Raw genomic sequence first — 11,573 nt, 5'->3', positions numbered from 1 at the left:
GCGCCGGTGACGACCACCGTCCGGCTCACGGCGCGAGCACGACCTTGACGCAGCCGTCCCGCTTCTTCTGGAACATCTCGTACGCCTGCGGCGCCCGCGCCAGCGGCACCCGGTGGGTGCGCAGGTCCTCCACGCCCAGCGGGTCGTCGTCGGAGAGCAGCGGGATGATCTCGTCGGTCCACCGACGCACGTGGCACTGGCCCATCCGCACCTGGATGCCCCGGTCGAACATCTCCATCAGCGGCATCGGGTCCACCTCGCCGCCGTACACGCCGGAGATGGAGACGGTGCCACCGCGCCGGACCGCCTTGAGCGCCGCCTTGAGCACGACGAGCCGGTCGACGCCGACCTTGTCGGTCATGGTCTGGCCGAGCTTGTCGGGCAGCAGCCCGGCGGCGGTCTGGGCGAGCTTGCCGAGGGGAGCGCCGTGCGCCTCCATGCCGACGGCGTCGATCACCGCGTCGGGGCCGCGCCCGTCCACCAGGTCGATCAGCGCACCGGGCACGTCGTCCAGCTCGCTGACGTCGAGCACCTCGATGCCGTGCCGGCGCGCCATCGCCAGCCGCTCCGGAACCAGGTCCAGCCCGATCACCCGGTCGGCGCCGAGGTGCCGGCCGACGCGCGCGCAGAACTGGCCGACCGGGCCGAGCCCGAAGACGGCGAGGGTGCCACCGCGCCGGGTGTCCGCGTACTTCACCGCCTGCCACGCCGTCGGCAGGATGTCGGACAGGTAGAGCCACCGCTCGTCGGGCCCGGTCTCCGGCACCTTGATCGGGCCGAACTGGGCGTGCGGTACCCGCAGGTACTCCGCCTGCCCGCCGGGCACCGAGCCGTAGAGCGAGGTGTAGCCGAACAGCGCGCCGCCCTTGCCCTCGGACGTCACCTGGGTGGTCTCGCACTGGGCGTAGAGCTGCCGCTGGCACATCCAGCAGGTGCCGCAGGAGATGTTGAACGGCACCACCACCCGGTCGCCCGGCTTGAGCCGGGTCACCCCCGGGCCGACCTCCTCGACGATGCCCATCGGCTCGTGGCCGAGGACGTCGCCGGGCTTGAGGTACGGCCCGAGCACCTCGTAGAGGTGCAGGTCGGAGCCGCAGATGGCGGTCGAGGTGATCCGGACGATCGCATCGGTCGGCTCCTCGATCCGCGGATCCGGCACCTCCTCGACCCGTACGTCCCGCTTGCCCTGCCAGGTCAGTGCCTTCATGTCCCGATGTCCCCTCTCGCGTCCTCCGGTGGACTGCTACCCGTCCACGCCGGCTTGAACCGGGCGTGAACCGGACCCGCCGGCCGGCTGCCCGACGGCCCGGTCGGTTGCCTGGTTGCCTGGCTGTCCGGCCCGTGAGTGCCGGCGTCAGACAGTGGGCGTCGGGGCGCGGCTGGGCGGCTGGCCGTCCAAGGTGACGGCGGCGAGTTGGTGAGGTGGGTCGGGTGGGGGCACGTGGTGGCTGTCGAGCTGCCCCGTGGGGCGGGGCAGGGTGGTTGGTGACGTGCTGCGGGCGTGACGGCGGCGGGCGGGCGAGTGCCGGAAGCGGGCGGGCCGCCGCACCCGCAGGGGTGCGACGGCCCGCCGTCGGCGTGCTGCCGGAAGGGGTCAGGCGCCGGGGGTGTTGTCGCCCCGCTTCGAGGTGGCCATCAGGTAGTCGCGGTTGAGTCGGCCGATCGTGTTCAGCGGGATGCCCTTCGGGCAGACCACGGTGCACTCACCGGCGTTGGTGCAGCCGCCGAAGCCGGCCTCGTCGTGCGCGTCGACCATGCCGATCACCCGGGTGTAGCGCTCCGGCTGACCCTGCGGCAGCAGCGAGAGCTGGGTGATCTTGGCGGCGGTGAAGAGCATGCCGGAGCCGTTGGGGCAGGCGGCCACGCAGGCGCCGCAGCCGATGCACTCGGCCGCCTCGAAGGCGGCGTCGGCGTTGGCCTTGGCGACCGGGGTGGAGTGTGCCTCGGGGGCGCTGCCGGTCGGCGCGGTGATGTAGCCGCCGGCCGCGATGATCTTGTCGAACGCGCCCCGGTTGACCACCAGGTCCTTGATGACCGGGAACGCCCGGGCCCGCCACGGCTCGATGTCGATCGTGTCGCCGTCGGAGAACTGCCGCATGTGCAGCTGGCAGGCGGTGGTGCCGCGCTGCGGCCCGTGCGCGTTGCCGTTGATCATCAGGCCGCACATGCCGCAGATGCCCTCGCGGCAGTCGTGGTCGAACGCCACCGGCTCCTCGCCGGCGAGGATCAGCCGCTCGTTGAGCACGTCGAGCATCTCCAGGAACGACATGTCCGGGGAGACGTCGTCGACCTTGTAGGTCACCATCCGACCCTTGTCCTCGGGGCCGGACTGGCGCCAGATGCGCAGGGTCAGGTTCACTTGTAGCTCCGCTGCGTGGGGTGGACGTATTCGAACTTCAGGTCTTCCTTGTGCAGCACCGAGGGCTCGCCGGTGGCGGTGAACTCCCAGGCCGCGACGTACGCGAACCGCTCGTCGTCGCGTTCCGCCTCGCCGTCGGGCGTCTGGTGCTCGGCCCGGAAGTGGCCGCCGCAGGACTCCTCGCGGTGCAGGGCGTCGATGCACATCAGCTCGGCCAGCTCGAAGAAGTCGGCCACCCGGCCGGCCTTCTCCAGCGACTGGTTGAGCCCCTCGCCGGTGCCCGGCACCCGGACCCGCTGCCAGAACTGGTCGCGCAGGGCGCGGATCTCGTCGATCGCCTTGCGCAGCCCGGTCGCGCTGCGCTCCATGCCGCAGTGCTCCCACATGATCTGGCCCAGCTCGCGGTGGAACGAGTCGACGGTCCGGTCGCCGTCGACCGCCAGCAGCCGCTGGATGCGGTCCTCGACGTCGGCTCGTGCCTGCACGGCCGCCGGGTGGCTGGCGTCGACCTTGTCGAACGGCCCGGCCGCCAGGTAGTTGGCGATGGTGTTCGGCAGCACGAAGTAGCCGTCGGCCAGGCCCTGCATCAGAGCCGAGGCGCCGAGCCGGTTCGCGCCGTGGTCGGAGAAGTTCGCCTCGCCGACCACGAACAGGCCCGGGATGGTCGACTGGAGGTCGTAGTCGACCCAGAGGCCGCCCATCGTGTAGTGCACGGCGGGGTAGATCCGCATCGGGACCTCGTACGGGTCCTCGCCGGTGATCCGCTCGTACATCTCGAAGAGGTTGCCGTACTTGGCCTCGATGGCCTTGCGGCCGAGCCGGTTGATCGCGTCGGCGAAGTCCAGGTAGACGCCGAGCCCCGTCTGGCCGACGCCGCGTCCCTCGTCGCACACGTTCTTGGCGGCGCGGGAGGCGATGTCCCGGGGGACCAGGTTGCCGAAGGAGGGGTAGATCCGCTCCAGGTAGTAGTCCCGCTCGTCCTCGGGGATGTCCTTCGGGCTGCGGGTGTCGCCCTTGGCCTTGGGCACCCAGACCCGGCCGTCGTTGCGCAGCGACTCGCTCATCAGGGTCAGCTTCGACTGGTGGTCGCCGGAGACCGGGATGCAGGTCGGGTGGATCTGCGTGTAGCAGGGGTTGGCGAAGTACGCGCCCTTGCGGTGCGCCCGCCAGGTGGCGGTGACGTTGCAGCCCTTGGCGTTGGTGGAGAGGTAGAAGACGTTGCCGTAGCCGCCGGAGGCGAGCACGACCGCGTCCGCGAACTCCGTGGTGATCTCGCCGGTGACCATGTCCCGGACGACGATGCCCCGGGCCTTGCCGCCGACGACGATCAGCTCCAGCATCTCGTGCCGGGCGTTCATCTCGACGTTGCCGAGGCCGATCTGCCGCTCCAGCGCCTGGTACGCGCCGAGCAGCAGCTGCTGACCCGTCTGGCCCCGGGCGTAGAAGGTGCGCTGCACCTGCGCCCCGCCGAAGGAGCGGGTGTCCAGCAGGCCGCCGTACTCGCGGGCGAACGGGACGCCCTGGGCGACGCACTGGTCGATGATGTTGACCGAGACCTCGGCCAGCCGGTGGACGTTCGACTCCCGGGACCGGAAGTCGCCGCCCTTGACGGTGTCGTAGAAGAGCCGGTGCACCGAGTCGCCGTCGTTGCGGTAGTTCTTGGCGGCGTTGATGCCGCCCTGCGCGGCGATGGAGTGCGCCCGGCGCGGGCTGTCCTGGTAGCAGTAGGACTTGACCCGGTAGCCCTGCTCGGCGAGCGTGGCGGCGGCCGAGCCGCCGGCCAGGCCGGTGCCGACCACGATCACGGTCATCTTCCGGCGGTTGGCCGGGTTGACCAGCTTGGCCTCGAAGCGGCGGCGGTCCCAGCGGGTCTCGATCGGGCCCTCGGGTGCCTTGGTGTCGGCGATCGGGTCGCCCTCGGTGTAGAGATCCATGTCAGGACACCAATCCGGTGAGTACGGCGAACGGGACCACCAGGAAGCCGGCGCAGAGCGCGACGGCGAAGACCAGCGCGGCGGTGCGCGCCCGGCGCTCGCCCTTCGGGGTCTGCTGCCCCAGGCTGCGGAACGCGCTGAACGCCCCGTGCCGCAGGTGGAAGCCCAGCGCGACGATCGCCAGGGTGTAGAAGAGCGTGACGTACCAGCGCTCCGGCGCGAAGTCGGCGACGACGTTGGCGTACGGCTTCGTCGGGTCGCCGACCGGGTTCAGGTGACCGGTGGTCAGGTCCAGCAGGTGGTAGATCACGAAGAGCAGGATGATCACCCCGCCCCAGCGCATGGTGCGGGCCGCGTAGCTGCCCTGGACCTTCGGGCGGTGTGCGTACCGGACCGGGCGGGCGGCGCGGGAGCGCCGGGCCAGGGCGGTGGCGGCGGCGATGTGCGCCACGACGGCGACGGTCAGCGCGCCGCGCTGGATCCAAAGGAACCAGACGCCCGGCAGCAGCGGCTTGCCGATGTCGCGCAGCCAGTGCGCGTAGTGGTCGAACGAGGTCTCCCCCGTGAACACCTTCAGGTTGCCGAGCATGTGCAGGAGGAGGAACAGCACCAGGATGATGCCCGTCACCGCCATGACGGCCTTGAGGCCGACGTTGGAGCGGATGGGCGACCGTGTTCTCGTGACTACCACGCGAACGACGCTAGGAGCACATGGATCAGTCGTCCAATGCATCGACCTCGCAGTCTTGATAGCTATAGGCTATGTAGATGCAGCTCCATCAGCTGAAGTACTTCGTGGCGGTCGCCGAAGTCCGACATTTCACCCAAGCCGCCGATCTGGTGGGCATCACGCAACCATCCTTGAGTAAGCAAATTCACGCCCTGGAGGACGCCCTCGGCGCCCCCCTCTTCGAGCGGGTAAGGGGCAACATCACGCTGACCGCGGCGGGGGAGGTGCTGCTTCCGCTGGCCAAGCGGATCCTCGCCGACGTGGACACGGCGACCCGCGAGGTGCAGGAGCTGGTCGGGCTGCGGCGCGGCCGGGTCCGGCTCGGCGCCACCCCCAGCCTGGCCACCTCGCTCGCCCCGCCGGTGCTGCGCCGGTTCCGCGACGCCCACCCCACCGTCGACCTGCGGGTGGAGGAGAGCGGCTCGCAGGACCTGGTCCGCGACCTGCTCCGCGGCGACCTCGACCTGGCGCTGATCATCATGCCGGCACAGGGCAGCGATCCCGGGCTGCGCGCGGACCCGATCCTGCGGGAGAGCCTGGTGGTCGCCTCGGTGGAGGAGCTGCCGGTCGCCCCCGGCGCCGGCCAGCTGCGCGTCGGCGACCTGCGCGACCAGCCGATGGTGATGTTCCGGGAGGGCTACGACCTGCGCGACGCCACCATCCAGGCCTGCCGGGAGGCCGGCTTCGAGCCCACCATCGCGGTCGACGGCGGCGAGATGGACGCCGTGCTGAGCTTCGTCGAGGCCGGGCTGGGCGTCGCGCTGGTGCCCGGGATCGTGGTGGCCCGCCGGGCGGGCGTCCGGGTCACCCGGCTGGCCCCGCCCGGCGTCCGGCGGACCATCGCGGTCGCCCGACGCCGCGACGTGGTGCCCACCCACGCCGGCCGGGAGCTGCGCCGGATACTGCTGGAGTACGTCCGCGACGCCACCACCAACGGCGACCTGCCGCCCGGCGTCGAGCCGCTCTGACCCGCCGGGACAACCCGTCGGCAAGGTGACCTCGGGTGCGCAAGGCGGAAGGCGAATCCCGGCCGGCGGTCGACCTACGCTGCCCGCATGGCAACCGGCAGCGCCGTGGTGATCGGCGCCAGCATGGGCGGCCTGCTGGTCGCCTGTGCACTCACCGAGGCGTACGACCGGGTCACCCTCGTCGACCGCGACGTGCTGCCCGAGCGGGCGGCCAGCCGCCGGGGCGTGCCGCAGGGGCGGCAGTTGCACGTCCTGCTGGCCCGGGGCCGGCAGGCGTTCGAGGAACTGCTCCCCGGCATCACCGCCGAGCTGACCGCGAACGGCGTGCCGACGGTCGACCTGCACGAGCAGGTCCACTGGTACAACGACGGCCACCGGATGCGGCGCGCGCCGTCGCCGCTGCTCGGCTTCGGGGTCAGCCGGCCGCTGCTGGAGCAGGTGGTCCGGCGGCGGGTCGCCGCCCTGCCCGGAGTCCGGATCGTGTCGGGCTGCGAGGCGGAGGGGCTCACGACCACCGCCGACCGGCGCCGGGTCACCGGCGTGCGGCTGCGCCCCCGCGACGGGGAGCCGCACACCGTCGAGGCTGACCTGGTGGTGGACGCCGGCGGCCGGGGCAGCCGCAGCCCCGTGTGGCTGGCCGAGCTGGGCTACCGGCCGGCGCCCGAGGACCGGGTCCGGATCGGGGTCACCTACGTCACCCGCACCTACCGCCGCGAGCCGCACCACCTGGAGGGGCTGCTCGGCGCGCTCACCAACGCCGTGCCCGGCCAGCCGTGGGGCGGCATCGTCGCCGTGCAGGAACAGGACCGGTTCGCGGTGGCGCTCAGCGGCGTGCTCGGCGAGGAGCCGCCGGCCGACGACGAGGGGATGGCCGCCTTCGCCGACCGCCTCGCCGCCCCGCAGATCGCCGAGCTGCTGCGTACGGCGCGGCCGGCGAGCCCACCGGTGACGATGCGGTACCCGGCCAGCGTGCGGCGCCGCTACGAGCGGCTGCGCCGCTTCCCGGCCGGCTATCTCGTGGTGGCCGACGCGTTGTGCAGCTTCAACCCGGTCTACGGGCAGGGCATGACCGTGGCCGCGCTGGAGGCGCTGTTGCTGCGCCGGCTGGTCCGGCGGCGGCCGGACCGGCTCGCCCGGAGCTTCTTCCGGGGCGCGCGTCGCCTGATCGACGGGCCGTGGTCCATCGCGGTCGGCACCGACCTGCGCTTCCCCGAGGTACCCGGTCGGCGTTCGCCGCGGGTGCGCCTGGTCAACGCGTACGTCGGCCGGCTGCACGCCGCGGCGGCCCGGGACGCGGCGCTGGGCGCGGCGTTCCTGCGGGTGCTCAACCTCGTCGACCCGCCGGCGCGGCTGCTCTCCCCGGCGGTGCTGCTGCGGGTGCTGCGCGGCGCGTCCGCGTCGGCGCGCTGACCCGCCCGGCTCAGCCGCGCCCGGCGTCCCGCCCGCGTCGGCGCGCTGCCCCCGCCGGGCTGACCCGGCGGCCGTCCCGGAGACGAATGCCGGCGTAGCCCGGCCGCACCGGGACTGGACTACCTGCCCTCGGCGTCGTCCATCGCGCGGTAGATCCGCTGCTCCGACACCGGGTACGGGGTGCCCAGGGCCTGGGCGAAGACGTTCACCCGCAGCTCCTCGATCATCCAGCGGATCTGCCGGACCGCCGCCGACTGCCGGCGGCTCGGCGGCAGCGCGGCGAGCATGTCCTGGTATTCCTTCTGCACCACCGCGATCCGGTCCTGCTGCTGCTTGTCGCGCTGCGGGTTGCCGGGCAGCCGGTCCAGCCGCCGCTCGATCGCCGTGAGGTAGCGCAGCACGTCGGGCAGGCGCGCGTACCCGGTCTCGGTGACGAAGCCGGCGTGCACCAGACCGGTGAGCTGGGCCCGGATGTCGGCCAGCGCCGCCACCACGGCCAGGTTCTGGGTCTTGCCGAGCCGCTGCTCCACCGCGTACGCGGCGGCGAGCACCCGGCGCACCCGGTCCATCACCTCGACCACGGTGTCCACCAGGTCGGCGCGGACCTTCTCGCGCAGGGCGGCGAAGCCCTCGGCGTCCCAGGCCGGGCCGCCGGCGTCGCCGATCAGCTTGTCGATCGCCGCCCCGGCGGCATCCTCGATGAGCTGCTGCACACCCCCGTGCGGGTTGCGGCTCAGGGCCAGCTTCGCCTCGTTGCTCAGCCGCCCCTGGAGGAACCTCGCCGGCGACGGCACGGTCAGCCGGAGCAGCCGCCGGGTACCCGCCCAGTGCGCGGCCTCCTGCTCGGCCGGCGAGTCGAACACCTTCACCCCGACCGTGGCGCCCTCGTCCACCAGCGCCGGGTACGCCGTCACCGCGTACCCGGCCCGGACCTGCTCGATGGTGCGCGGCAGCGTGCCGATGCCCCAGTCGGTCAGCCCGGTGCGGGCCACGTCCGGCGCGGCGGCGGCCACCACCTGGCGTACCTCCGCCTTGAGTTGGCGTTGCAGGGCCGGCAGGTCCTTGCCCTCGGCGACCGGCTTGTTCTCCTCGTCGAGCACCCGGAAGCTCACCCGCAGGTGCGCGGGGAGCCGGTCGAGGTCCCAGGCGTCGCGGGGCACGGTGACGCCGGTCATCCGGCGCAGCTGCCGGGTCAGCGCGTCCAGCAGCGGCTCCTCGCCGGCCGGCATCGCGGCGAGCGCCGCGCGGGCGTAGTCCGGCACCGGGACGAAGTTGCGGCGCACCGCCTTGGGCAGCGAGCGGATCAGCGCGACCACCAGTTCCTCGCGCAGCCCGGGGACCTGCCAGTCGAAGCTCTCCGCCGGCACCTGGTTGAGCAGCGGCAGCGGGATGTCGACGGTCACGCCGTCGGTCGCGGTGCCCGGCTCGAACCGGTAGGTCAGCGGCAGGGTCACCCCGTCGGCCGACCACTCGTCGGGGTAGTCGGCCTCGTCCACCCCGCCGCGGCCGGCGTTGACCAGCAACTCCCGGGTGAAGGTGAGCAGGTCCGGCTGCTCGCGGCGGGTCTTCTTCCACCAGGCGTCGAAGTGCCGCCCGGAGACCACGTCCGCCGGGACGCGGGCGTCGTAGAAGTCGAAGACGGTCTGGTCGTCGACGAGGATGTCGCGGCGGCGGGCCCGGTTCTCCAGCTCCTCGATCTCCGCCAGCAGCCGCTGGTTGTCCCGCCAGAAGTGGTGGTGGGTCTGCCAGTCGCCCTCCACCAGGGCGTGCCGGATGAACAGCTCGCGGGACAGCGCCGGGTCGATCCGGCCGAAGTTGACCTTGCGAGAGGTGACCAGCGGGACGCCGTAGAGCGTCACCTTCTCGTACGCCATCACGGCCGCCTGCTTCTTCTCCCAGTGCGGCTCGCTGTAGCTGCGCTTGACCAGGTGCTGGGCGAGGGGCTCGACCCACTCCGGCTCGACCCGGCCGTTCACCCGGCCCCAGAGCCGGGAGGTCTCCACCAGCTCGGCGGCCATCACCCACCGCGGCGGCTTCTTGAACAGCGCCGAGCCCGGGAAGAGCGCGAACTTGGCGCCCCGCGCGCCCAGGTACTCGTGCTTCTGGGCGTCCTTGAGCCCGATGTGCGACAGCAGGCCGGCGAGCAGCGACTGGTGCACCTTGGGGGTGTCGATCTCCTCCGGCAGGTCCGCGCCGCCCCGGCGCCGACCGCCGCCGTCGGCGTCGCGCGCCGGTCGCCCCTCATCGGGGGTACGCAGCACCTGGCGCAACTGGCTGACGATGTCCTGCCATTCGCGTACCCGCAGGTAGTTGAGGAACTCCGCCTTGCACATCCGGCGGAACGCGCTGGAGGACAGCTCGCGCTGCTGCTCGCGCAGGTGCCGCCACAGGTTGAGCAGCGTCACGAAGTCCGACTCGCGGTCGGTGAACCGGGCGTGCGCCTGGTCGGCCTGGGCCTGCCGGTCCGCGGGCCGTTCGCGGGGATCCTGGATCGACAGCGCGGCGGCGATCACCATCACCTCGGTGGCGCAGCCGTTGCGCTCACCCTCGACGACCATCCGGGCCAGCCGCGGGTCGACGGGGAGCTGGGCGAGCCGCCGGCCGAGCGGGGTGAGCCGCTTCGCCGGGTCGGTCTCGGCCGGGTCCAGCGCGCCCAGCTCGTGCAGCAGGTTGACGCCGTCGGCGATGTTGCGTCGGTCCGGCGGGTCGATGAACGGGAACGCGGCGATGTCGCCGAGCCCGATCGAGGTCATCTGGAGGATGACCGAGGCGAGGTTGGTGCGCAGGATCTCGGGGTCGGTGAACTCGGGGCGGGACAGGAAGTCCTGCTCGTCGTAGAGGCGGATGCAGATGCCGTCCGAGGTGCGCCCGCAGCGCCCCTTGCGCTGGTTGGCCGACGCCTGCGAGACCGGCTCGATCGGCAGCCGCTGCACCTTGAGCCGGCTGCTGTATCGGGAGATGCGGGCCGTGCCCGGGTCCACCACGTACTTGATGCCGGGCACGGTGAGCGAGGTCTCCGCGACGTTGGTCGCGAGCACCACCCGGCGCCCGGCGTGCGGGGCGAAGACCCGGTGCTGCTCGGCGGTGGAGAGCCGGGCGTAGAGCGGCAGGATCTCCGTGCCGCGCAGCGCCGGCTTCTTCTCCACCAGCTTGCCCAGCGCGTCGGCGGTGTCCCGGATCTCCCGCTCGCCGCTGAGGAAGACCAGGACGTCGCCGGGCCCCTCGGCGGCCAGCTCCTCGACGGCGTCACCGATGGCCTGGATCTGGTCCCGGACGTTCTCCTCGTCGTCCCCGTCGTCCTCGCCCTCGGCGACCTCGACCAGCGGCCGGTAGCGCACCTCGACCGGGTACGTGCGCCCGGACACCTCGACCACCGGCGCCGGGACGCCGTCCGGCGCGTCGTCGGTGGGCGGCCCGGCGAAGTGCCGGGCGAACCGCTCGGTCTCGATGGTCGCCGAGGTGATGATCACCTTGAGGTCGGGGCGGCGGGGGAGGAGCTGCCGGAGGTAGCCGAGGATGAAGTCGATGTTGAGGCTGCGCTCGTGCGCCTCGTCGATGATCAGGGTGTCGTACTGGCGCAGCATCCGGTCGGTCTGCAACTCGGCGAGCAGGATGCCGTCGGTCATCAGCTTGACCAGGCTCCGGTCGCTCACCTGGTCGGTGAAGCGCACCTTGTAGCCGACCACGTCGCCCAGCTCGGTGCCGAGCTCCTCGGCGATCCGGTCCGCCACCGTACGCGCGGCCAGCCGGCGCGGCTGGGTGTGCCCGATCAGCCCGTTGATCCCGCGCCCCAGCTCCAGGCAGATCTTGGGCAGCTGGGTGGTCTTGCCGGAGCCGGTCTCGCCGGCCACGATCACCACCTGGTGGTCGCGGATCGCGGCGGCGATGTCGTCCTTGCGCTCGCTGACCGGCAGCTGGGCCGGGTAGGTGACCACCGGCACGGCGGCGCGCCGGCTCTCCAGCCGCGCCTCGGCCCGCGCGACGTCGGCGGCGATCTCGGCGAGCGCCTCGTCGCGCCGCTGCGGGTCCCTGAGCCTGCGCACCCCGTCCAGCCGCCGTTGCAGACGACGCTGGTCGCGGAACATCAGGGGGCGGAGGCGGCGGTGCAGCTCGCGGACGGGATCGGTCGCGGCGGGTGCGGCTGGATTCTGCATGTCGTCGCCAAGGATAGG

The 11,573-nt window shown here is 72.5% G+C and carries 7 protein-coding genes; 2 read left to right on the top strand and 5 right to left on the bottom strand.

Annotated features, from left to right (window positions below):
- Positions 1-25: 25 nt before the first annotated feature.
- From ABT006_RS14495 to ABT006_RS14480, 4 genes are all read right to left on the bottom strand, one after another.
- Positions 26-1,207, bottom strand: coding sequence for a zinc-dependent alcohol dehydrogenase (locus tag ABT006_RS14495; RefSeq protein WP_350706428.1), 1,182 nt, complete (start codon positions 1,205-1,207; stop codon positions 26-28).
- A gap of 387 nt (positions 1,208-1,594) precedes the next feature.
- On the bottom strand, positions 1,595-2,359 hold the full coding sequence (locus ABT006_RS14490; RefSeq protein ID WP_350706426.1) for a succinate dehydrogenase/fumarate reductase iron-sulfur subunit: 765 nt from the start codon (positions 2,357-2,359) through the stop codon (positions 1,595-1,597).
- Positions 2,356-4,293 carry a fumarate reductase/succinate dehydrogenase flavoprotein subunit gene (locus tag ABT006_RS14485; protein ID WP_350706424.1) on the bottom strand — a complete coding sequence of 646 codons (1,938 nt, stop codon included), beginning with the start codon at positions 4,291-4,293 and terminating at the stop codon, positions 2,356-2,358. Before ABT006_RS14485 ends, ABT006_RS14490 begins: the two co-directional genes overlap by 4 nt.
- A gap of 1 nt (position 4,294) precedes the next feature.
- Positions 4,295-5,026, bottom strand: a complete 732-nt coding sequence (locus ABT006_RS14480; protein WP_350706423.1) for a succinate dehydrogenase cytochrome b subunit — start codon at positions 5,024-5,026, stop codon at positions 4,295-4,297.
- A 35-nt stretch (positions 5,027-5,061) separates the two neighbouring features.
- On the opposite strand from ABT006_RS14480, the gene ABT006_RS14475 reads away from it, so the two are divergent.
- Together ABT006_RS14475 and ABT006_RS14470 are read left to right on the top strand one after the other, a co-directional pair.
- Positions 5,062-5,991 (top strand): LysR family transcriptional regulator, encoded by a 930-nt coding sequence (locus ABT006_RS14475; protein ID WP_350706421.1) that lies wholly within the window; start codon positions 5,062-5,064, stop codon positions 5,989-5,991.
- An 87-nt stretch (positions 5,992-6,078) separates the two neighbouring features.
- Positions 6,079-7,401: an FAD-dependent oxidoreductase gene (locus tag ABT006_RS14470; RefSeq protein ID WP_350706419.1), complete on the top strand. Its 1,323-nt coding sequence runs from the start codon at positions 6,079-6,081 to the stop codon at positions 7,399-7,401.
- A gap of 119 nt (positions 7,402-7,520) precedes the next feature.
- Here the strand turns inward: ABT006_RS14470 and hrpA are convergent, their stop codons facing one another.
- The gene (gene hrpA / locus ABT006_RS14465; protein ID WP_350706417.1) at positions 7,521-11,555 is read right to left on the bottom strand and encodes an ATP-dependent RNA helicase HrpA; all 4,035 of its coding nucleotides are present in this window, start codon (positions 11,553-11,555) and stop codon (positions 7,521-7,523) included.
- Positions 11,556-11,573 lie beyond the last annotated feature (18 nt).

The organism is Micromonospora sp. NPDC002717 (genome assembly GCF_040295705.1).
GTDB lineage: Bacteria > Actinomycetota > Actinomycetes > Mycobacteriales > Micromonosporaceae > Micromonospora.
The sequence above is the reverse complement of the archived record's forward strand: the minus strand, read 5'-3'. Positions and strand labels throughout refer to the sequence as shown.

What these genes read in the sequence shown, in the direction of transcription:
- ABT006_RS14495 (WP_350706428.1), bottom strand. Translation starts at nt 1,207, where the DNA reads ATGAAGGCACTGACCTGGCAGGGCAAGCGGGACGTACGGGTCGAGGAG.
- ABT006_RS14485 (WP_350706424.1), bottom strand. Translation starts at nt 4,293, where the DNA reads ATGGATCTCTACACCGAGGGCGACCCGATCGCCGACACCAAGGCACCC.
- ABT006_RS14480 (WP_350706423.1), bottom strand. Translation starts at nt 5,026, where the DNA reads ATGCATTGGACGACTGATCCATGTGCTCCTAGCGTCGTTCGCGTGGTA.
- ABT006_RS14475 (WP_350706421.1), top strand. Translation starts at nt 5,062, where the DNA reads ATGCAGCTCCATCAGCTGAAGTACTTCGTGGCGGTCGCCGAAGTCCGA.
- ABT006_RS14470 (WP_350706419.1), top strand. Translation starts at nt 6,079, where the DNA reads ATGGCAACCGGCAGCGCCGTGGTGATCGGCGCCAGCATGGGCGGCCTG.
- hrpA (WP_350706417.1), bottom strand. Translation starts at nt 11,555, where the DNA reads ATGCAGAATCCAGCCGCACCCGCCGCGACCGATCCCGTCCGCGAGCTG.